The organism is Streptomyces bicolor, from assembly GCF_000719285.1.
Classification (GTDB): domain Bacteria; phylum Actinomycetota; class Actinomycetes; order Streptomycetales; family Streptomycetaceae; genus Streptomyces; species Streptomyces bicolor.
The window spans coordinates 61,060-81,288 of sequence record NZ_JOFS01000036.1; the positions used below are offsets into that span (position 1 = coordinate 61,060).

Sequence of the window (20,229 nt, forward strand, 5' to 3'; positions counted from 1 at the left end):
AGAAACAGTGAAGCGAGCGATACCCGTCCTGGTCCTCAGCATCGCGGGCCTGGTCCCGGTCTGGATGTACGAGCCGTCCCTCGGCACGGCGAGTTCGGGGACCGCCGCCCCGGCCTCGACGCCCTCGGCGTCCTCGTCCGCCGCGTCGGGCTCGGGCGGCACGGTCGTCAAGGGCTCGACCATCCAGACCGACAAGGGCCCGGTGCAAGTCGAGGTGACCTTCGCGGGCACGAAGATCACGGCTGTGAAGATGCTCCAGCAGCCGAACCACCCGCAGACGACGGCTGCGGTCCCGAAGCTGATCGCTGAGACGCTGGAAGCGCAGAGCGCCGACATCGACACGGTGTCCGGCGCCACGATCACCAGCGACGGCTACAGGGAGTCCCTCCAGGCCGCCATCGACGCGAACGCGGAGTCGGCGTCCTCGTCCGCCGCCTCGCCCTCGCCCTCGGAGTCCGCCGCCGCGCAGTCGCAGACGGTCGACGGCTCCACGGTCACCACCGACAAGGGCCCGGTGCAGGTCCAGGTGACCTTCGAGGGCGACGAGATCGCGTCGGTGAAGATGCTCCAGCAGCCGAACCACCCGCAGACGACGGCCGCCGTGCCGAAGCTGATCGCGCAGACGCTGGAAGCGCAGAGCGCCGACATCGACACGGTGTCCGGCGCCACGATCACCAGCGACGGCTACAAGGAGTCCCTCCAGGCCGCCATCGACGCGAAGGGCTGATGATCATGCACCGAGTCGAACACGTCATGGGGTTCCCGGTCTCGCTGCGGGTCGACGACGCGCACGTCGGCGAGGAGACCGCGGACGCCGTGTTCGCGTGGCTGCGCGAGGTCGACGCCCGGTTCAGCCCGTTCAAGCCGGACAGCGAGGTCTGCCGGCTGGACCGGGGTGAGATCGAGCGCGGCGACGTCAGCGCGGACCTCGACGAGGTGCTGGGGCTGTGCGAGGAGTACCGGGTCGCCACGGGCGGCGCCTTCGACGTACGGCTGCCGGGACGCGGGCTCGATCCGTGCGCGGTGGTGAAGGGCTGGTCCGTGCAGCGGGCGGCCGAGCTGCTGAAGGCGGCGGGCGCGCGGCGCTTCGTGCTCAACGCCGGGGGCGACGTGGTCGCCTCCGGCGGGCCCTGGCGGGTGGGGGTACGGCACCCCGAGCAGGCCGACAAGGTGTGTGTGGTGGCCGAGCTCACCGACGGGGCGATCGCGACGTCCGCGCGCTACGAGCGCGGCGACCACATCGTCGACGGCCGCACGGGGCTGCCGGCGACGGGCCTGCTGTCCCTCACGGTCGTGGCGTCCTCGCTCACCCTGGCGGACACCTTGGCGACCGCCGCGTTCGCGATGGGCGCGGAGGGCGTCGCGTGGGCCGCCGCGCGGGAGGGCTGCGAGGTGTTCGCGGTGGACGCCGAGCGGCGGGTCCTCCGCACGGAGGGCTTTCCGGTGGCGACGGCGCCGGCGCGGGCGGCGTGACGTCGGCTCAACCGACGCCCTTCGGCGGGGCGACGGCCCCCTCGTAGGTCCCCGAGGTCCGCTCGGTCACCTCCTGCTCGTACCGGATGCGCTGCCCGTCGTACGGGATGAGGAAGGTGCACTCGAAGGTGTGCGCGGTGATCCGGTACGTCGAGGCGTCGAGCACGAGCGACTCCTCGACGCCCGCCACGGTGATCCCGCTCTCGGGGGCGGCGACGCCGGCCGCGCGCAACTGCCGCAGCGTCGGGGCGAGTTCACGCAGTGCCTCCTGTACGACGGCTTGGTCCCGTACGCCGGTCAGCGGGGCGGTCGTCGTACGGACGCGCAGTTCGACCTGGCCGTCCTCCGGCGTGAGTAGGGTGACGTCGTCGCCGTATGCCCGGAACGCGTCGAGCGCGGTGAGGGGGTCTTCCACCTTGTCCGCGAAGTCCGGGTCGGTCAGGGGCCCCTGTTCCCAGTCGGCCGTGCCCTTCTTGACGTGAGCCGTCCCGTCGGCGACGTAGATCTCCTCGGGCTTGCTCACGCCCTTGCTGACGGTGGTGCCCGTGGAGTGCAGTGCCCACGGGTCGCCGGTGGTCCGGCGGACGGTGGCGGTGTAGGTCGCGGTGTTCTCCTCGCCCCGCAGGACCAGGCCCTCGCGGCCCTTCACGGCGAACGTCCACGCCTTCTGCCCGGCCATCGTCCGCTCGGCGCGGGCGAGGAACTCGGTGGCGGTGCGGGGCTCGGGCTGGGCGGGGGCGGCCTGTGAGGTCCGGGCGGTGGGCTGTTCGGACTCGACGGGCTTCCCCTCGTCCGTCAAGTCCGAACAGCCGGTCAACACGGCCGCGAGGAGCACCGCCAGTGCGGCAGCGGGCCTTGTCCTGCGATGTCCCATGCGCTCTCTCTTGCGGTTGCTCATGCGACGGCTCTTCTGGCCCGGCCGTGCAGCGTCAGATAGAAGGTCTGGAGGGATTCGCCCGGTCCGCCGAGTTCGAAGCGGTTGCGGACCTTGCCGAGCGGGTTCCAGACCCGGCCGTCCGGCATCCGCACGCCGACCGGCTGGCCGAAGTAGGCGCGCTGGTCGGCGTCGAAGTCGACCCACGCCGCACCCGCGCGGCGCACGAGCACCTCACCCACGTACGCGCCGAGCCCGAACAGCGCCTCCCGCACCTGCTCGTGCTCCGCCCCGCCCTTGCGCAGCCCGTCGATCAGGAAGTCCACGACGCGCAGGCTGGCCACGGAGTAGTCCAGCGGCAGCCGGTTGCGGGCGGTGACGCGGCTGACGAACGTCATGGCGCACGAGCGCATGTCTCCGGCGCCCCGGACACGTCCGTTGCCTGGGCTCATGGGACCCCCGCACCTTCGCTCGGTCAGTCGGAAGACCAGCTTCTGGTCCTCCCGACTGATCAAGCGGATGCTGCCTCAGGAACATCACGGGTCACGGGTGTGTCGATTCACACACACCGAATTCACTGCGGGGGTACAACCTTCTGGATCTTCGCCCGTCAGCGGCCGGTGACACGGACGGCGTTCTCCGTGCCGTCGAGTCCGAGGCGTGCCGCCCAGGCGAGGGCTTCGTCGAAGGTGGCGTCAGCGTCGGCCAGGCGGGCCGCGGTGAGGGCGGGCGGCACCTTGGCCTCGTCCAGCAAGGCGTTCCACTGGCGGGCGGTGAGGGAGAGGTAGCGGAGGTCCGGAAGGTCGGCCAGGACGGCGAGGTTGGGGACCTGGGCTCCCGAGAGGTCGATGCCCCGCAGGTGGGGGACGGTGCGCAGGGGAGTGATGTCGGCCGGGGCGGTGGTGGTCAGGTCGAGGGAGGTGAGGTGGGGGTGGGCTTCGAGTGGGGTCAGGTCGCCCTCGGCGACGGTGACGCGCAGGGATTCGACGGGCAGCTCGCGCACGGGTGTCAGATCGGCGGTGGTCGCGCGGTTGAGGTGCAGGCGGCGGAGGTTGGGGGCGGTGGTGAGCGGGGCGAGGTCGACGAGGCCGGTGACGTCGTTGATGTGGATCGCCTGGAGGGTGGGCGGGACCTCGTCGGGGACGTCGCCGCCGACGATCTGCTGGGGGACGGGGTCGCGCTCGGGTTCGAGCAGGAAGATGTGGTCCTCGTCCCTCTCGTAGGCGCCCTGGTCGAGGAGTTCCAGGTAGTGGCCGAGGAGGGAGGTGACCGAGTCGGCGACGTAGTGGGGCCCCTCGTCGTAGTCGCGGCCCGTCTCGATGATCTGGCCGGGGTGGCCGTCGCGGGCCGGAGCCATGTCGACGGCCAGGAAGTTGCCGTCCTCGCCGGTGCCGAAACGCAACCAGCCGGGGTGGCCTCCACAGCGGCGGACGGTGTCGGTGGGGGTGGTGTCGAATACCACGGCCTGCCACTCCAGGTCCCAGCCGTACCAGGGTCGTTCGCCCGAAGCCCACTCGGTGGACTCGGCGACCATGCTCTGCAGCGACAGCCATGCGTTGCCCTGGAACAGGTGCCGATTCCGGTAGCCGATGCCGTCGCCGTCGGCGATCAGGTACAGCGCCCGCAGGTCGGCGGGCAGACGGTGGCCCAGGCGGCGTTCGGCCTCCTCGATCGCGGCGGCGGTGGCGGGCGGGGGCAGCTCCTCGGGGTGTCCCAGGATCGCGGCACGCCGGTCGAGATAGGTACGGAAGCGGGCCGCGGCCAACTCGGGGTCGCCCGTCGGCTCGGCGGTGCCGGGCTCCTGACGGCTGCCGGGCTGGGGCAGCCGGTAGTCGGGGTCCAGGACCACCTGGAAGCCGCCGCCCGTCCCGGTCACCCGTCTGATGGCGTCGCCGAAGGCGACGAGCCGGTACTCACCGGACGGCCGGCACCGGATCTCCAGGCTGACGGGCTCCCAGCCCCGGTCCTCGCGCAGCCTCTCCGCCAGCGCCATGAGTTCCTGGTAGGGATTGGGCAGGCCCGTGTGCCGGCTCTCCCCCAGCCGGCTGTAGCCACCGGTCACCCCGGTACCGCCCCGGCCTGCCCGGCCGTGCAGCACCGCGTGCGTCCAGCCGTTCGGGGCCTTGGCGACGATCGCCTCGACTATCGGCCGTACCGCCTGCTCCACCATGCTCTGCTCCCGTGCTGTCGATGTTGCCGGGCATCATGGCAGCGCCCACCGACATCGGCCCCCCACGAGTACCGCGGGCGAGGGAGCCGGGGCCGGGCGTGGCAGTAGGTTACGACCGTGATCGAATACGACGCCGACGTCGAGCGGACACTGAGCGGCCCGCCGAGCAAGCTCGCGTTCCGTGCTCTGTGCGCCGCTGTCGCCCGTCCGGGCAGCCCCCCCGCCTCCGGGAGAGCCTGGCGGCAGCGGACGCCACACGCCCTGAACTGGTGGCGTTTCTCAAGCACCTCGACATGGAGGAGGACGAGGACGACGATGACGGCGACGGGCCGGGCGAACCCACCGACTGCGACTTCCGCCCCGACCGTGCCGCACGCCACGCCGAGCTCATCGCCGAGGCCCGGGACTTCGCCCGCCGCATGAGCGAGGGCGACATCGGCCGGCCGCCTCCGGCTTCCCCGGCATGAGCCGGATCACCCCTCGCATGAGCCGGATCACCCTTTCCCCCCACCCCCGGCCCGCCACCGGCTGAGCACGACCCACACCGCCGAGCCCCCGAAGAGCACGGCCGTGATCAGCAGCCAGCGGGCCGGGAAGCCGTCCGCTGACAGGCCCGTGCCGGCGGCGTAGCGGTCCGCCACCCGGCCGGTGATGAGGGGAAACCACACCAGCAGGAGCAGCAGGGACAACGCGGCGGGGACGCGGACGTACGACACCCACCGCCGAGTTCCGGCCGCCTCGAACCCTCGCAGCAGCGCACGGTCGGCCGCACCGTACAGCGGTACCAGGACCAGGTCGTGGAGGACCGCCGCGCCCACGAACCACAGCACGACCTCGAACCAGTCCCCCTCCAGCAGCCGCACCCCGGCATAGCCGGTGAGGGCGAACGAGGAGATGAGAAGGAGGAGTTGGAGGGGGCTGCCGAGGGGGATCCGGATCCCGGGTCGTCGCATCACAGGTCTCCGAACGTCAACCGCGCCACCCATTTCGTGTTCAGCACCCCGGGCGCCGCCGGCACGATCACCCGCGCCGGGTAGCCGTGGTCGGGGGTCAGGTCCTCGCCGTTGACGAACAGGGCGAGCAGGGAGCGGGAGTCGGCGACCTGGTTGGCGCGCAGCGCGGACCGGCGGAAGGCGCCGCGCCGCTGGAGCGACTCCACGAAGACGTCGGGCGGGTCCTCGGCGTAACCGACCAGCGCCGCCAGGTCCCGCAACCGCACCCCCCGCCACCACTGGTCCGACGTCGACCAGCCCTCCACGCAGGCGATGGGCAGCGCCGCGCTGCGCAGGGGCAGGTCGAGCAGGTCGGCGCGGCTGAGGCGGACCCTCCGTCCGTCCCGTCCCTCGACCACCAGCCGCCACGCCTCCGCACTCGTCTCGGACTCGCGGATCCCGGCGTACGCGGCCGTCTTGTTGATCTGAAAGCCGCCCGGCCCGCTGCCCGGTTCGGCGCCGCCGTGCGGGGCGAGCAGGGCGGTGCGGCGCAGGGCGCCGTCGAAGTTCTGGCCGACGGTCGTGACGAACAGCAGCAGCGAGCCGCCGCCGACGAACCAGAGGGCGCCGCGTCGGGAGACGGTCGGTTCGGCGGGATCGGCAGGGACCAGCCCGCTCCTCTCCTCCCGGAGTTGGCGGAGGTTGCGCAGCGTCATGGGCAGTTTCAGCGCCACGTGCGCCACGAACGCGGCGAAGAACACCCATGCCCCGTAGAAGTGCAGGGTGTAGAAGGAGCCGGGGAAGATGTAGTCGAGCTGGACGTTGAGCACGCCCGTCACGAACTCGAACAGTGCGCCGCCCACCAGGAGCAGCAGCGAGATCCGCTCCAGCGCGTGCGCGAGCGACCGGGCCGGCGGCAGGGTGAAGAGCCTCGGTACCACCGACCACAGCTTGGCCAGCAGCACCGGGATCAGCGTGATGCCGAGCGTGACGTGGACACCCTGGTTGAGGCGGTACAGCCAGTGCGGGTCGGTGGGCCAGGGGAAGAGGTAGAAGCCCAGGATCCCCTTGTCGGGGGTCTGGTCGTTCACCGGCGACAGGTTCGGGTTGTAGGCGGCGTAGGACACCAGCCCCGTCACGAACAGCACCGTGATCCCGCCGAGCAGCACGACGCCGAGCCACGAGGTCAGCCACGGGCCGCGCAACGGGCTGCGCCAGAAGGAGGGGGAGAAGGGAGAAGACCTTGGCATGGGGCGACCGTAGGCCGAGGCGGAGCCGGAGTAGCCGTCGCGAACCATGACGAATCCCTGACGTCCCCGCCCGTCACGCGTCCGGCGGACGCCAGCCGTCCTAGCGTCGGAGACGTGACCCGCGATCTCCTGCCCGAGGCCCGCCCCGGCGCACGACCCGACGCCCGTCGAAGCCTCCGCCGCGATCTGTTCGCCGCCTCGGCCGCAGCCCTCCTCCTCGCCGTCGCCGCGCTGGTCGGCACCGCGATCGAGCACCGTGACGGCACCCTCTTCGTCAACTGGCCGCCGCTGCTGGCCGACTGGGGACCGCACACCGGTCCCGGCACCCCGGCCGCGATCGCCGTCGCGGTGGCGGTCGTGGTGTACGGCCCGTCCGTGGCGGCCCGGCTGTCCTGGCGCGGGCTGCTCCTCGCCGTGTGGATGGCGGGTACGGCCTGGACCTGGTCGCTCGCGCTCATCGACGGCTGGCAGCGCGGCGTCGCCCGCCGGCTGACCACACGGTACGAGTATCTGCAGGTCATCGACCGCTTCCAGGACATCCCCGAGACGCTGCGGGACTTCACTCAGCACATCCTGGTCGGCCCACCGGACCACTGGCCCGCGCACATCGCCGGGCATCCCCCGGCGGCCACCCTCACCTTCGTCTACCTGGACCGCGTCGGACTGGGCGGCGGCGCGTGGGCCGGGGTCTGGTGCATCACGGTCGGGACGACCGCCGCCCTCGGCATCCTCGTCACCGTCCGCACCCTCGCCGACGAGAAGCTCGCCCGCCGCGCCGCGCCGTTCCTGGTGCTGGTGCCGGGCGCGGTGTGGATGGGCACCTCCGCGGACGGCTACTTCGCTGCGGTCGCGGCCTGGGCGGTGGCGCTGCTCGCGCTCGCGGTGACGGGGCACCGGCCGCGCTGGACCGGCCTGGCCTCCGGCCTGCTGTTCGGCCTGACGGTGTATCTGTCGTACGGCCTGACGCTCTTCGTCGTGCTCGCCGCGGCCGTCCTGTGGCTCGGCTCCGAACGCACCCGGCCCATCCCTTTCGCGCTGGCGGGATTCGCGGTGGTGCCGGTCGTGTTCACGGCGTTGGGCTTCTACTGGTGGGAGGGCTACGACCTGCTGGTCACCCGCTACGACCAAGGCGCCGGCGGCATCCGGCCGCAGGCCTACTGGGTGTGGGCCAACCTCGCCTGTCAGGTGCTGGTGGTGGGCCTGGCGACGGCGGCGGGGCTGCGGCGCACCGGGGTCGTGCTTCTGTGCAAGGAACGTACGGCCGCCTTCCGTCTCGGTGTACTCGTGCTCGGTGCGCTGGTCTCGATGCTCGTCGCCGACCTGTCCGGGATGAGCAAGGCGGAGACGGAGCGGATCTGGCTGCCGTTCGCGCTGTGGCTGCTGCCCGCGTGCGCGTTCCTGACGGGGGCGCGGGCCTGGCTCGCGGCACAGGCGGTGCTCGCGCTGCTCGTCAATCACCTTTTGCTGACGGGTTGGTGACCACAAGAGGTCGGAATAGGTTAGGCTTACCTAACTTGAACCCCGCGGGCTCGAAAGGTTCCCATGTCTGCTGCCACCTGCTCCGAGCCGACGCCCGCCGAGCGCGCCCGCTCGGTGCTCGCGGCGGCGGGCTCGCTCACCGTCACCACGCACGGCCATCGCGTCGAACTGATCGGCCTGCACACCGTCGACGCCGCCGCCCGGCTGCTGCTGCACAACCCGCCGGACGCCCACCTCGGCGCCGAACCCGCCATGGCCCCGCACGGCGATCTGGCCGCCCTGGTGGAGTTCACCGACATCGCCCCCGTCGCCGTACGGGAACGAGTGCGGGCCCGGCTGACGCTGGGCGGCTCGCTCACCGCCCTCGGCCCGAAGGCCCTGGTGTTCAACGCGGCCAGGGCCGTGCTCACGGAGGACGACCTGACGACCGTCGTCGGCCTGGACGAACTGGCCCTCGCCTCCCCCGATCCTCTGGCCACCCATGAGGCGGAGATGCTGGCCCGGATGGACGCCGCCCACGCCGACACCGTGGCCCCGCTCGCCCGCCTGCTCCCGCCCCGGCTGCAGCTCGGCGCGACCGGGGTACGTCCGCTGCGGCTCGACCGGCACGGCCTGGTGCTCCGCGTGGAGACACCGGACGGCCACCGCGACGCACGCCTGCCCTTCGCCACGCCGGCCACCCACCCGGGAGACGCGGTGCGCCAGATCCACCTCCTGCTCGCGCGGGCCACCGCCCGCCCGCGCCGCCGACGCCTGCCGACCAGGTCGTAGAGAGTCGTAGAGGCACGAGCGCACCCCGAGCCGCCGACCTCCGGGCCGATCGCCGAGGCTTTCCCGTCTCCTCAGCGATCGTGCCCGGGGGTCGGCTCATGTCCGGGTCCCCGCCTCCAGCCGCTCCGTCGTCTCCATCAGGGAGACCGTGAACGGATGCCGAGGATCCGTCAGGACCCGCCGCACCGGGCCCTGTTCGACCAGTTCGCCCGCGTCCAGTACGGCGATGCGGTGAGCCAGGCGCGCGGTGTCCAGGTCGTGGGTGATGAGGACCAGGGACAGCTCCTTCTCGCCCTCGCCGACCAGGCCCGCGAGGACGTCGAGGATGCCGCGCCGGGTGACCGTGTCCAGGCCTGAGGTGACCTCGTCGCAGATCAGCACCCTGGGGCGGGCCAGCAGGGCGCGGGCGAGGGCGGCGCGCTGGAGTTCGCCTCCGGAGAGTTCGCCGGGCAGGCGGTGGGCCAGCTCCGCCGGCAGGCCGAGACCGGTCAGGGTGGTCGACGCCTCGGCCGTCGCCTCGCGTTCATCGATGCCTCGCAGCCGCACCGCCGTCCGGGCCACCTGGTGCAGAACGGGACGGTGCTCGTCGAAGGCCGCGCGGGCGTCCTGGAAGACATACTGCACGGCGGCGAGCTGGGCGCGGCTGCGGTGGCGCAGGCTGCGCGGGAGCGGTGTGCCGTCGAGCAGGATCTCGCCGTCGTGGTCGCGGTGCAGGCCCGCCAGGCAGCGGGCGAGCGTGGTCTTGCCGCTGCCCGAACGGCCGACCACAGCCAGGCATTCGCCGGGGTGGAGAGCGAGGCGCGGGGCGTGGAGGGCGGTGGTCCGGCGGTCGTGCACCGCCGTCAAGTTCCGCACCTCCAGGACGGGTTGGCCTGCCTTCGGGTGCCGCCCGTCCTTCACCGCCGCGCGCTGTTGGTCGAGCAGGCGGCGGGTCCACTCGTGACGCGGTGCCGTCCACAGCCGCTTTGCCGGGCCCGACTCCACGACCCGGCCAGCGCGCATGACGAGAACCTCGTCGGCGAGCGCGCGCACGACGTCCAGGTCGTGGCTGAGCAGCACGATCGCGATGCCGCGTGCCGCCACCGCCGCGAGCTGCGCGACGACCCGGCTCTTGGTCAACGCGTCCTGGCCGGTGGTGGGTTCGTCGGCGACGATCACACGGGCACCGAGGAGCAGGGCCTGGGCGAGGACGACGCGTTGCTGCTGGCCGCCGGAGAGCTGGTGCGGGTAGCGGCGCAACAGGTCTTCGGAGTCCGGGAGTTGGGCGTCCGACAGGGCCCGCAGGACCAGCGCCCGGGCTGCCTTGCGGCGTTCGGCGCGGGGCAGGTGGCGGACCTGGGGTCGGGCGAGGTCGTCGAGGAGGGCGCTGACCCTGCGGGCCGGGTTGAGGACGGCGGCGGGGTGCTGGGGGACGTAGCCCACCGGGCCGTCGCCGGTCCGCCGTACCTCGCCCGTGACTCGGGCGCCGGGCGGGTACTCGTCCAGCAGGGCGAGACCGGTGGTGGTCTTGCCGCTGCCGGAGGCGCCTACGAGGGCGGTCACCTTTCCGGGCAGTACCCGCAGGCGCACGCCGTCGACGATCGCGTGGCCGTCGATCTCGACGCGCAGGTCGCGGATCTCGGCGACCGGGTCCGTCACTTCGCTCACGGGCGGCGGCCCTTCTTCACTCACGGGCGGCGGCCCTGTGTCACTCACGGGCGGCGCCCCTTCTTCCTGATCGGCTTCTTCTCCAGCGCGGCGTCGAAGAGCAGGTTGGTGCCCATCGTCAGCGCCACGATCAGCAGCGCGGGCACCACCACGGCCCAGGGCTGCACGAACAGGCCCGTCCGGTTGCGGTCGACCATGACCGCCCAGTCGGCGGCGTCCGGGGCGACGCCGACCCCGAGGAACGCGGCCGTCGACACCAGGTAGAGCACGCCGGTCAGCCGGATGCCGGCGTCGGCGGCGAGGGTGCGCAGCGCCGACCTGCCGACGTAGCCGACGGCGATCCGCCACCAGCTCTCCCCCTGCATGCGCAGCGCCTCGACGGCGGGACGCGCGGCCGCCTCCCCTGCGGCCGCCCGGACGATCCGGGCCGCGTCGGGCACGTTCACCAGCGCCACGAGCAGGGCGAGCCCGGCGGCACCCGGCGAGAGCATGGAGGCCACCAGCAGGATCAGCAGCAGCGACGGCACGGCGAGCAGCACGTCCAGCGGCCGCATCAGCAGCTCCTCCAGCCACCGCAGACGGGTGAGGGCGCTCATGAGCGCGACCGGCACGGCGACGAGATAGGCGAGCGCGGTCGCGGCCAGCGCGGTGACGACGACCGTACGGCCGCCCAGCAGGACCTGCTGCCAGACATCCCGGCCCACGAAGTCGGTGCCGAGCCAGTGGCCGCCACCGAGGGTGAAGGAGACGCCCCGGGCCCCCGGGTCACCCGCGAACAGCGGCCCGGCCAGGGCGAGTACGAGGGGGACGGCGACCATCGCCAGGCCGAGCGCGAAGCGGCGGTGCGTCGTCATGCGGCCACCCCCGCCCGAGGCGTGAGCCGGTGGGCCACCAGATCGGCGCCGAGGTTGAGTACGACCGCCAGCACCCCGAACACCACGGCCAGCCCCTGCACCACCGGCACGTCACGTTCGGCGACGGCGTTGAGGAGGACCGTGCCCAGGCCCGGGATCACGAAGAGGGCCTCCACGACGATCACCCCGCACAGCAACCAGTCGACGGTGCGGGCGAGTTGCTGCACGGCCGGGGCGAGGGCGTTCGGCAGCGCGTGGGCGTAGCGGACGCGGGCGCCCGGGACGCCGTAGCGGCGGGCGTGGGCGGCGTAGGGGGAGGCGAGGGCGTCGACCATGCCGGCCCGCACCAGGCGGGACAGGGAGCACACCGGCCTGGAGAGCAGGACCAGCACCGGCAGGACCAGTGCCGCCGGATGGGCGAGCAGGTCGGTGCCGTAGCCGAGAGCCGTCGGCGGCAGCCAGGCCAGCTTCAGCGCGAGGACGAGCACCAGCAGGACCCCGAGGGCGAACTCGGGGACCGCGTACACGGCCAGCGTCACCGAGCTGACCAGCCGGTCGACGAGCCGCCCCTCGTGGCGGGCGGCGAGCACGCCGAGGCCGAAGCCGAGCGGGACGAGGAGCGCCAGCGTGAGCGTGGCCAGCAGCAGGGTCGGGCCGAAGCCGTCGACGATGTACTGGGTGACCGGGCGGCCGGAGGTCAGCGAGGTGCCGAAGTCGCCGTGCAGCAGGCCGAACGCCCAGTCGGCCAGCCGCTCGTACGCCGGCCGGTCCAGGTCCATCGCCTCGCGGATCGCGGCGATGCGGGCGGGGTCCGGCTGGTCGCCGGCCAGGGCCACCGCCGCGTCGCCCGGCAGGGCCTCGGTGAGCGCGAAGACCAGCAGCACGACGGCGATGGTCTGCGCGACACCGAGGAGCAGGCGCCGGGCGACGAAGGAGCGAAGTCCGCTCACGCGAGCCACACCTTGTCGAAGCGCGCCCAGTCGAGGGTGTTGGCGGGTGCCTTGGTCTCCACTCCCTTCACCGTGCGGGCCGTTCCGATGATCCAGTCGGCGAAGCCCCAGATGAGGAAGCCGCCCTCGGCGTACAGGCGGCGCTGCATGCGCTCGTAGACGGCGGCCCGTTCCGTCTTGTCGCGGGTCGCCTGCGCCTGCTGGTAGAGGGCGTCGAAGTCCTTGTGCTGCCACTTGGTGGCGTTGGTGGTGGAGTCGGTGAGCAGGCGCTGGGAGAGGTGGGCCTCGATGGGCATGGCACCGGAGCGGTAGCAGGACAGGGTGCCGTTGTCGAGGATGTCGCTCCAGTAGGAGTCCTTGCTGCCCATCTTCACGTCGATCGTGACGCCCGCCTTGGCGGCCTGGTCGCGGAAGATGCCGGCGGCCTCGGTGAACCCGGCCGCGACGGCCGAGGTGTCCAGGGTGACCTTCAGCTTCTCGGCGCCGGCCTTCTTCAGCAGGGATCGGGCCTTGTCGAGGTCCTGCGCGCGCTGCGGCAGGTCGGCGGCGTAGTACTCGTAGCCCTTGCCGAACAGGTCGTTGCCGACCTCGCCCGCGCCGGACAGCGCGCCGTCGACGAGTTCCTGCCGGTCGGCGATCAGGAAGAAGGCCTCGCGGACCCGCTTGTCGTCGAAGGGCGCCCGGTCGGTCTTCATGCAGAACGCCTGCATGGCGCTGTTGCGCAGCCGCACGATGTCGATCTGGCCCTTGCCCTCGTGGGCGCGGGCGGTGGTCGGGTTGAGTTCGTGGGCGTACTCGACCTGGCCGCCGAGGAGCGCGTTGACGCGGGCGGACTCCTCGTTGGCGACGACGAACTCGATCTCGTCGAGCAGCGGCGCGCCGTCCCAGTGGTCGTCGTAGCGGCGGAAGACGGCGGAGCGGCCGGGAGCGAAGGAGACGAACCGGAAGGGGCCGGAGCCGATGGGCTTCTTGTCGAACTCGGTGGCGTTCTCCGGGACGATGTACGCGCCGAACGCGGCGAGGACGTTGGGGAATTCGGCGGTGGGCCGCTTGAGGACGAACTCGATCGACCGCTCGCCGGTGGCCCGGCTGGCGTCGAGGTCGATGGGTTCCAGGGAGGCCTTCGCGCGGAACGCCTGCTTGGGGTCGGCGATACGGCGGTAGCTGTAGAGGACGTCCTTGGCGGTGACCGGCTTCCCGTCGTGGAAGGTGGCCTGACGCAGCGTCACCTGCCAGCGGTTCAAGGTCTTGTTGGACTCCCACTTCTCGGCGAGGCGGGGCTGGGCGGAGAGGTCGGCGCCGTAGTCGGCGAGCTTGTCGAAGAGGGCCTTGGCGCGGGCGACGTCGGCGAAGAGGTTGGCCAGGTGCGGGTCGAGAGTCTCGCTCGCGCCGCCTCCGGCGAAGGCGGCGCGCAGCCGGCCGCCGCGCTTCGGGGTGCCGGAGCCACCGGCCGTGCTGTCGTCCGTGCCGCCTCCGCAGCCGACGAGGGCGAGGGCGGCGGCGCCCGAGGTGGCGGCGAGGAAGCCGCGGCGACGCAGGCCGGGGAAGCGTTCGTCGTTCATGAAGGGCCCTTCGTGTCAGATGGTGTGCAGGCGCGCGACGACGTGGAGCCGGTCCGCGTCGGTGGTGGTGCCGGGCAACTCGCCCTCCCGCCAAGGCGGTTCGGTACGCGGCCCCGGCCCGTCGTGCAGTTCGAGCACCTCGAAGCCGTGCGCGGCGAGGAAGTGCCGCAGCTCGTGCGGGAACAGCAGCCGCCAGGCGGAGCGCTGTTCGACGGGCGGTGTTCCGTCGTCGGTCGTCCAGACGCGGGTACGGCGGAGAAGTTGCGCCGTGCGGTCGACGGTCAGCGTGGTGGTCGACCGGTAGGCGGTGCCCTGCCAGGTGAAGGCGTTGACGGACGGGGTGTCGAGGAGGTCCGTACGGCCGAGGAAGTAGGCCCCGTTGCGCATCTCCGCGACCAGCAGCCCGCCCGGCGCCAGGGCGTTGCGGCAGGAGGCGAGGAAGCCGTCGAGCTGGTCGTTGGTGTGGCAGTACAGCAGGGAGCTGTCCAGGCAGACGACGGCGTCGAAGACGCCCAGGTCGAACCCGTGCAGGTCGGCGTGGACGTACGAGGGGCCGGGGTGCCGGGAACGGGCGTACGACAGCATCGCCTCGGAGAGGTCGGCGCCGATCACCTGGCGGCCGACGGAGTGCAGGTGGGCCGCGTCGCGGCCGGTGCCGCAGCCCATGTCCAGGACGCGCGGCCCCGCGTCGTACCGGCGCAGACAGTCCTCCGCCCAGCGTCCGGCGAGCCGGTCGGTGTCGGGGAAGCGGGCCTCGTAGAGGGCGGGGTGGTCGGTGAGGAGGTTGCCGTCGCTCATGCGCGACTCCCCGCGGTGACCTCGGCGGCCTCGGCGACCCGGGGCAGCGCCCCGCGCCGGTGCAGCCACGCCACACCGCCCGCCGACGCCAGTCCGACGACGGCGCAGCAGAGCCAGGGCAGGCTCTCCCCGGTGTCCATGGCCCAGCCGACGACCGCGTTGCCGACGGCGGCGGCGATGCCGGAGACGACGTAGAAGATCCCGAAGTACGTGCCGGTCAGCTCGGGGCGGCCGAAGCCGGGGATCAGCTCCATCACGAACGGCGAGGCGATCATGATGCCGAGGTAGAGCAGCAGGGCACTGAACAGGACGAGCGGTCCGCCGAGCAGGGGTGGCAGGAAGGCCAGCCCCATCACGGCGAGCCCCGCGGCGATCCACCTCGGCCTGGGGCCACGGGACTTGAGGGAGCGTGTGATGCGCAGCTGGAGCGCCAGGTTGGCCACCGTACCGATCAGGAAGACCAGTCCCGCCGCCCCGTCCCAGCCGGTGGCCTCGCGGGCCCCGTCGGGCAGCAGCAGATACAGCTGGTTCTCGAGGGTGAACATGCCGACCATGGCGAGCGCGAAGACCAGGAAGGCCCGGTTGGCGAGCACCTCGCGCCAGTCCCCGAGGACACCGCTGTTGCCGCTCGGCTCGACCTTCCGGGCGGGCAGCACGAGCGCCTGCGCCACGGTGAGCACCGCGAAGATGCCGGCGGCGGTCAGCGCGGACGTACGGAAGTCGACGAGGAGGAGGGCGCTGCCCAGCAGCGGTCCGATGAGTGCCCCGGTGGTCGCGAAGACGTTGAACAGCGCGAACGCCTCCGCCTTCCGCTCCCCCACCTCCTGCGCGAGATACGCCCGCACCGCCGGGTTGAACAGCGCCCCCGCGAGCCCGCTGAGCACGGACGCGGCGAGCAGCACCGGCAGCCCGTCGCCCAGCGCGAACAGCGCGAACCCGACGGTCCGCAGGGCGCACCCGGCGATGATGACGCCGCGCGCGCCGAGCCGGTCCGACGCCGAGCCGCCGATGATGAACAGCCCCTGCTGGCTGAGGTTGCGCACACCGAGGACGATCCCGACGACCGCCGCCGACATGCCCAGGTTCTCGCCGAGGTGGGTGGCGAGGTAGGGGATGAGGAGGTAGAAGCCGGTGTTGACGCCGAGCTGGTTGACCAGCAGGAGCTGGACGGCGACGGGGAAGCCGCGCATCTCACGCCACGTCCGCATGCGCCGTCACCTCCTCGACTCCCAGCCCGGGGAGGTCACTTGTGCGTACGGTGCCGTCCGCGCCGCCGATGCCCGTCCACGGGTCGTGTGCGAGCAGCAGATGCCCGTCCAGGTCGGCCCAGCGGGCGCGGTCGGCCAGGTGGACGGCGGGCGCGAGGCCGAGGCTGCTGGCGGTGAGACAGCCGAGCATCAGCTCCGTCCCGCTGCCCTGGATCAACTCGGCGATCCGCAGGGCCGCTCGGACTCCCCCGCACTTGGCGAGCTTGACGTTGACGCCGTGGACGCGCCCGGCCAGCCGCCGTACGTCGTCCACGCTCACCGCGTCCTCGTCGGCGATGACAGGCAGCGGCGACCTCTCGGCGAGGGCGCCCAGCGCGTCCGGGTCACCGGGCGGCACGGGCTGTTCGACGGCCTCGACCCCGAGTTCGGCGAACCGGGGCAGCAACCGTTCGGCCTCCGCCACGCTCCAGGCCCCGTTCGGGTCCAGCAGCAGCCGCACCCGGGGAGCCGCGTCCCGGATGACCCGTACGCGTTCCACGTCGTCCTCGGAGTCGGGCGACCCGGCCTTCACCTTGACGATCTCGAATCCGCTCGCGGCGAGGCGCCGGGCCTCGGCGGCCGCGTGCGTGAGCGAGGTGATGCCGATGGTGCGCGCGGTGGCGACGCCGAACGGCTCCGGAGCACCCAGCAGACGGTGGACGGGCACACCGTCCCGTTTGCCGACGAGGTCCAGCAGCGCGGATTCGACGGCGGCGGTGACGGCGGGCGGTACGGCACGCGACGGCAGGGCCTCAAGGGCGCTCTCCGGATCGGCGAACCGTTCCAGAGCGACCGCCGAGATCAGCCGTACGACAGTGTCGACGTCCAGCCCGTAGTACACGCTGCTGACGGCCTCGCCGTAACCGGTCACCCCGTCGTGCTCGAGGCCCAGCCACACGGCATCGCGCGCGGACATGGTGGATCGGGAGATGCGCAACGGCTCGGCGAGTTCGAGCCGTACGGTGCGCAGACGGACCTTCACTGTGTCCTTCCGGGAGAGAGCGGATCGGTGACCCGGGCGCACCGCACCCACCCGCTCGCCTCGGCGGCGTACGGATGCGGTATCTCCACGGGCCGGGTGGCCGCGCCGGCCGGGTCGAGGCCGTGGGCGGCGAGGAAGTCGTCGTCGTAGACGGTGCCGAGGTAGCGGTGCGGCCCGTCGGGGAACACGGTGGCGACGACCGCGCCCGGGTGCACGCGGGCCGCCCAGGCGGCGACCCGTGCGACGGCCCCCGTGCTCCAGCCGCCGCTGACGAAGCAGCCCCGGGCGAGCCTGCGGCAGCTGTCCACGGCCTCGGCGGGGCCGATCCAGTGGACCTCGTCGAAGGCGTCGTAGGCGACGTTGCGCGGGTGGATGCTGCTGCCGAGGCCACGCATGAGGCGGGGCCGGGCGGGCTGGCCGAAGATGGTGGAGCCGGTGGCGTCGACGCCGATGAGCCGCAGCGCGGGCCAGTGCCGGCGCAACGGGGCGATGACGCCGGCGCTGTGACCACCGGTGCCGACGCTGCACACCAGGATGTCCACGTGGTCGAGCTGGGCGCCGAGTTCGGCGGCGAGGGATGCGTAACCGGCCGTGTTGTCGGGGTTGTTGTACTGGTCGGGCCAGTAGGCGCCGGGCAGTTCCGCGAGCAGCTGCCGCAGCCGGGCGAGGCGGGCCGCCTGCCAGCCGCCCTGCGGCGCCGGACGGTCGACGAGCTCCAGGCGGACGCCGTGCGCTCGCAGCAACTGCCGCATGGACGGCTCCAGTTCGCTGTCGCCGACCAGCACGACGGGGTGGCCGAGCGCCTGCCCGGCGAAGGCGAGCCCGATGCCGAGTGTTCCGGAGGTGGACTCCACCACCGGGGCGCCGGGCCGCAGCTCACCACGCTCGCGTGCACCGAGCAGCATCGACACTGCGGCCCGCGCCTTCATTCCGCCCGCCGCGAGCCCTTCGAGCTTGGCCCAGAAACCGGGTTGGGGGCAGGGCAGTTCGATGGTGACGCGGACGACGGGGGTACGGCCGAGCAGGGCGAGCAGCTCCGGGCGCGCGGCGGGCGGGCGTACGGCGGTCGCGGTCATCGCGCACCCCCGGCGAACGAGCCTCGGTAGCGGTGGACGACGCCGGGCCCGCCGTCGAGCCAGAAGAAGGGGTACGGCTCCGCGCACACCGCGCTCACGCCGTGTCCGAGGAGGCGGGGCAGCACCGCGCTGCCGGTCTGCGCGAACATCACCATCTGCTTGCCGTGCCGCAACGCGTGCTCCCGCAGCGACTCGAAGCTGCCGTTGCCCAGGGTCATCCCGGACACGAGCAGCCCGTCACAGCGCCCGGCGGCGGCGAGCGCGTCGGCGACGACCGGCTCACCCCACTCGGTCACTCCCCCCTTGAGGTCGCACGGGACATAACCGAGTCCTCGCGAACGCAGCGCTTCCAGAAGCGAGTTGACGACTCCGACCACCAGCACGGTCGCGCCGGCCGGCAGATCGAGCAGCTCGACCACGGCCCTGGCGCGGACCCGGGACTTCTCCAGCGAGGACCCGGCGGGCAGCGGGACGGGGCGCGCTCCGTTGGCGGGGGTGTGCGGGGTGGCGTGCATCAGGTAGGCGTCGAGGGCGGCCACGCGGACGGGCAGCAGCGGATGGTCGAGGAGCCGTGCCACGTCGGCGCCGACACAGTCGTCGAGCGCGCTGTCGGGAAGCTCCCCGGGCTCCACCGCACAGGACCCGACGGCCTCATGGAGGCGCAGGCTGAGGACCTCGTTGCGGTAGCCGGTGCCGCGCCCGTCGTGCCGTACGGCCTGCCGGGTGGTGAAGGCGACCGCGATGCGCTGTGCGCGCGGGTCCGGGCCGAGTGCGCCTTCGCGGACGCGGGCGACGAGTTCGTCGTACGTCCGACAGGGCGCCGCCGGCGAGGCGCTGAGGGCGGTCATCGGATCACCAGCCCCGCCCGCAGCCCGGTCAGCAGGGCCTCGACGCGGTCGCGGGCGCCGGGACCGTCGGGGTCGCCTGCCATGACGTGGCCGAGGTACTCGTTGTTGCTGCCCGCCGCCTTGACGGCCTTGCCGGGCTCGGCGAGCTGTACCTCCAACGCACCTTGCCGCTCGGCGGCTTGCCGCCCGTCGAGCGCCTCCAGCGTGCCCGTGCGATCCGGGACGAGGAAGCCGATGGCGGCGCTGCGCAGTCCGGTGTCGGTGCGCCTGAGGTCGGGCTCGCGGCCGAGGGCGACGTCCACGAAGGCGGCGGCGAGGTCGATGCCGGTGACATGGCGGACGAGCTCGGTGATGCGGTTGCCGGCGGGCCGGGGGTTGACCTCGACCACGCACGGCCCCTCGGAGGTCAGCTTGATCTCGGTGTGCGCCACGACCCCGTCCGTGAGCCCGAGCGCCTTGAGCGCGCCGAGCGCGGTCTGCTCGGCGGCGTCGAGGTCGGCGGGCGGCAGGTCCGCGGGGAACATGTGGCCGGTCTCGATGAAGGCGGGCGCTCCGCCGATGCTCTTGTCGGTGACGCCGACCAGGTGCACCGCGCCGCCGTGCGACACGGTCTCCACGCTCACCTCGGGGCCGTCGAGCAGCTCCTCGAGGAGGACGGCGGGCGTGCGCCGCTGCCCCCGGGCGTTGACGGGGAAGTCGGCCAGCGCGCGGAAGACCTCCGCGAGTTGGACCTCGTCGTCCACGCGCCGCACATACATGCCGGCGCACAGGTCGACCGGCTTGGCGACGAGCGGGTAGCCGATCTCCCGGGCTGCCCGCGCGAGGCCGGCCCACTCCTCGTGCACGGCGAAGCGCGGTCCGGGCAGGCCCGCGTCGGCGAGGACGCGGCGGGTGGCGTCCTTGCGGCAGGCGTTCTCCACCGCCTCGGGGCCGGGGCCGGGGAGCCCGAGGTGGCCGGCGATCCGGGCCACCGTCGGCAGGTAGTAGTCGCAGGAGGTGATCACCCCGTCGAAGCCCAGGACCGAGTGCAGCCGCGCCACTTCGGGCAGCAGGGCGTCGAGGTCATTGGTCTCGGCGGTGATCACATTGCGGGCGCCGAGCAGTGGATGCGCCGTCCCCTCGGGCGCCGAGCGCAGGTAGTGGTGCAGGTCCCGGGTGAGGAAGGTGAACTCGTGTCCGCTCTCCCGGATCGCGCGTGGCAGCAGTCTGCTCATCGACCCGACCCAGCTCTCTACCACCAGCAGATGAGCCACAACTCCCCTTTTCGTGCCGTGAGTTCAGACGTCAAGGCAGCCCGGTGCACCCCTCGGCCGGAG

General features: G+C 72.7%; 20 protein-coding genes. 5 read left to right on the forward strand and 15 right to left on the reverse strand.

Going from position 1 to position 20,229, the window contains the following annotated elements; genetic code table 11:
- Window positions 1-7: 7 nt before the first annotated feature.
- Together IF78_RS0135665 and IF78_RS0135670 are read left to right on the forward strand one after the other, a co-directional pair.
- Window positions 8-727 (forward strand): FMN-binding protein, encoded by a 720-nt coding sequence (locus IF78_RS0135665; protein ID WP_031486925.1) that lies wholly within the window; start codon window positions 8-10, stop codon window positions 725-727.
- Between the two features lie 5 nt (window positions 728-732).
- Entirely contained in the window at window positions 733-1,473 is a 741-nt protein-coding gene (locus IF78_RS0135670) for an FAD:protein FMN transferase (RefSeq protein WP_031486926.1), read from the forward strand.
- A gap of 7 nt (window positions 1,474-1,480) precedes the next feature.
- On the opposite strand, the gene IF78_RS0135675 is transcribed toward IF78_RS0135670, so the two are convergent.
- The 3 genes from IF78_RS0135675 to IF78_RS0135685 form a co-directional block, all read right to left on the reverse strand.
- Entirely contained in the window at window positions 1,481-2,371 is an 891-nt protein-coding gene (locus tag IF78_RS0135675) for a hypothetical protein (RefSeq protein ID WP_158751584.1), read from the reverse strand.
- Complete coding sequence (locus IF78_RS0135680) at window positions 2,368-2,745, reverse strand: hypothetical protein (RefSeq protein ID WP_234439940.1); 378 nt, start codon at window positions 2,743-2,745, stop codon at window positions 2,368-2,370. Before IF78_RS0135680 ends, IF78_RS0135675 begins: the two co-directional genes overlap by 4 nt.
- 212 nt (window positions 2,746-2,957) lie before the next feature.
- Window positions 2,958-4,517 (reverse strand): SMI1/KNR4 family protein, encoded by a 1,560-nt coding sequence (locus tag IF78_RS0135685; protein ID WP_031486929.1) that lies wholly within the window; start codon window positions 4,515-4,517, stop codon window positions 2,958-2,960.
- A gap of 269 nt (window positions 4,518-4,786) precedes the next feature.
- Here IF78_RS0135685 and IF78_RS0135690 point away from each other — a divergent pair, with 269 nt between their 5' ends.
- A complete protein-coding gene (locus IF78_RS0135690) occupies window positions 4,787-4,984 on the forward strand; it encodes a hypothetical protein (protein ID WP_031486930.1) in 198 nt (65 codons plus the stop codon).
- A 27-nt stretch (window positions 4,985-5,011) separates the two neighbouring features.
- On the opposite strand, the gene IF78_RS49245 is transcribed toward IF78_RS0135690, so the two are convergent.
- Together IF78_RS49245 and IF78_RS0135700 are read right to left on the reverse strand one after the other, a co-directional pair.
- A complete protein-coding gene (locus IF78_RS49245) occupies window positions 5,012-5,470 on the reverse strand; it encodes a hypothetical protein (protein ID WP_037642002.1) in 459 nt (152 codons plus the stop codon).
- A complete protein-coding gene (locus IF78_RS0135700; RefSeq protein ID WP_031486932.1) occupies window positions 5,470-6,699 on the reverse strand; it encodes a molybdopterin-dependent oxidoreductase in 1,230 nt (409 codons plus the stop codon). Before IF78_RS0135700 ends, IF78_RS49245 begins: the two co-directional genes overlap by 1 nt.
- 114 nt (window positions 6,700-6,813) lie before the next feature.
- Here IF78_RS0135700 and IF78_RS0135705 point away from each other — a divergent pair, with 114 nt between their 5' ends.
- Window positions 6,814-8,178: a hypothetical protein gene (locus IF78_RS0135705; RefSeq protein WP_107050082.1), complete on the forward strand. Its 1,365-nt coding sequence runs from the start codon at window positions 6,814-6,816 to the stop codon at window positions 8,176-8,178.
- A gap of 63 nt (window positions 8,179-8,241) precedes the next feature.
- Window positions 8,242-8,949: a DUF2470 domain-containing protein gene (locus tag IF78_RS0135710; RefSeq protein ID WP_031486934.1), complete on the forward strand. Its 708-nt coding sequence runs from the start codon at window positions 8,242-8,244 to the stop codon at window positions 8,947-8,949.
- A 96-nt stretch (window positions 8,950-9,045) separates the two neighbouring features.
- Here the strand turns inward: IF78_RS0135710 and IF78_RS0135715 are convergent, their stop codons facing one another.
- From IF78_RS0135715 to IF78_RS0135760, 10 genes are read right to left on the reverse strand one after another with little or no spacing between them, the layout of a single operon-like run.
- The gene (locus tag IF78_RS0135715) at window positions 9,046-10,596 is read right to left on the reverse strand and encodes an ABC transporter ATP-binding protein (protein ID WP_031486935.1); all 1,551 of its coding nucleotides are present in this window, start codon (window positions 10,594-10,596) and stop codon (window positions 9,046-9,048) included.
- A gap of 44 nt (window positions 10,597-10,640) precedes the next feature.
- Window positions 10,641-11,450 (reverse strand): ABC transporter permease, encoded by an 810-nt coding sequence (locus IF78_RS0135720; protein ID WP_031486936.1) that lies wholly within the window; start codon window positions 11,448-11,450, stop codon window positions 10,641-10,643.
- On the reverse strand, window positions 11,447-12,400 hold the full coding sequence (locus IF78_RS0135725) for an ABC transporter permease (protein ID WP_031486937.1): 954 nt from the start codon (window positions 12,398-12,400) through the stop codon (window positions 11,447-11,449). Before IF78_RS0135725 ends, IF78_RS0135720 begins: the two co-directional genes overlap by 4 nt.
- Window positions 12,397-13,962 (reverse strand): ABC transporter substrate-binding protein, encoded by a 1,566-nt coding sequence (locus tag IF78_RS0135730; RefSeq protein ID WP_031486938.1) that lies wholly within the window; start codon window positions 13,960-13,962, stop codon window positions 12,397-12,399. The genes IF78_RS0135725 and IF78_RS0135730 overlap by 4 nt, the downstream gene beginning before the upstream one ends.
- 15 nt (window positions 13,963-13,977) lie before the next feature.
- A complete protein-coding gene (locus IF78_RS0135735; protein WP_031486939.1) occupies window positions 13,978-14,760 on the reverse strand; it encodes a class I SAM-dependent DNA methyltransferase in 783 nt (260 codons plus the stop codon).
- Window positions 14,757-15,968 carry an MFS transporter gene (locus IF78_RS0135740; RefSeq protein WP_031486940.1) on the reverse strand — a complete coding sequence of 404 codons (1,212 nt, stop codon included), beginning with the start codon at window positions 15,966-15,968 and terminating at the stop codon, window positions 14,757-14,759. The genes IF78_RS0135735 and IF78_RS0135740 overlap by 4 nt, the downstream gene beginning before the upstream one ends.
- Window positions 15,952-16,989 (reverse strand): dipeptide epimerase, encoded by a 1,038-nt coding sequence (locus tag IF78_RS0135745; RefSeq protein WP_031486941.1) that lies wholly within the window; start codon window positions 16,987-16,989, stop codon window positions 15,952-15,954. The genes IF78_RS0135740 and IF78_RS0135745 overlap by 17 nt, the downstream gene beginning before the upstream one ends.
- Complete coding sequence (locus IF78_RS0135750; RefSeq protein WP_031486942.1) at window positions 16,986-18,065, reverse strand: PLP-dependent cysteine synthase family protein; 1,080 nt, start codon at window positions 18,063-18,065, stop codon at window positions 16,986-16,988. Before IF78_RS0135750 ends, IF78_RS0135745 begins: the two co-directional genes overlap by 4 nt.
- Entirely contained in the window at window positions 18,062-18,913 is an 852-nt protein-coding gene (locus IF78_RS0135755) for a hypothetical protein (protein ID WP_031486943.1), read from the reverse strand. Before IF78_RS0135755 ends, IF78_RS0135750 begins: the two co-directional genes overlap by 4 nt.
- Window positions 18,910-20,166, reverse strand: coding sequence for an ATP-grasp domain-containing protein (locus IF78_RS0135760; RefSeq protein ID WP_031486944.1), 1,257 nt, complete (start codon window positions 20,164-20,166; stop codon window positions 18,910-18,912). Before IF78_RS0135760 ends, IF78_RS0135755 begins: the two co-directional genes overlap by 4 nt.
- Window positions 20,167-20,229: the final 63 nt, after the last annotated feature.

Coding starts and splice junctions, on each gene's coding strand:
- IF78_RS0135670 (WP_031486926.1), top strand. CDS start 733: ATGCACCGAGTCGAACACGTCATGGGGTTCCCGGTCTCGCTGCGGGTC.
- IF78_RS0135675 (WP_158751584.1), bottom strand. CDS start 2,371: ATGAGCAACCGCAAGAGAGAGCGCATGGGACATCGCAGGACAAGGCCC.
- IF78_RS0135680 (WP_234439940.1), bottom strand. CDS start 2,745: ATGACGTTCGTCAGCCGCGTCACCGCCCGCAACCGGCTGCCGCTGGAC.
- IF78_RS0135685 (WP_031486929.1), bottom strand. CDS start 4,517: ATGGTGGAGCAGGCGGTACGGCCGATAGTCGAGGCGATCGTCGCCAAG.
- IF78_RS49245 (WP_037642002.1), bottom strand. CDS start 5,470: ATGCGACGACCCGGGATCCGGATCCCCCTCGGCAGCCCCCTCCAACTC.
- IF78_RS0135700 (WP_031486932.1), bottom strand. CDS start 6,699: ATGCCAAGGTCTTCTCCCTTCTCCCCCTCCTTCTGGCGCAGCCCGTTG.
- IF78_RS0135710 (WP_031486934.1), top strand. CDS start 8,242: ATGTCTGCTGCCACCTGCTCCGAGCCGACGCCCGCCGAGCGCGCCCGC.
- IF78_RS0135720 (WP_031486936.1), bottom strand. CDS start 11,450: ATGACGACGCACCGCCGCTTCGCGCTCGGCCTGGCGATGGTCGCCGTC.
- IF78_RS0135730 (WP_031486938.1), bottom strand. CDS start 13,962: ATGAACGACGAACGCTTCCCCGGCCTGCGTCGCCGCGGCTTCCTCGCC.
- IF78_RS0135735 (WP_031486939.1), bottom strand. CDS start 14,760: ATGAGCGACGGCAACCTCCTCACCGACCACCCCGCCCTCTACGAGGCC.
- IF78_RS0135740 (WP_031486940.1), bottom strand. CDS start 15,968: ATGCGGACGTGGCGTGAGATGCGCGGCTTCCCCGTCGCCGTCCAGCTC.
- IF78_RS0135750 (WP_031486942.1), bottom strand. CDS start 18,065: ATGACCGCGACCGCCGTACGCCCGCCCGCCGCGCGCCCGGAGCTGCTC.
- IF78_RS0135755 (WP_031486943.1), bottom strand. CDS start 18,913: ATGACCGCCCTCAGCGCCTCGCCGGCGGCGCCCTGTCGGACGTACGAC.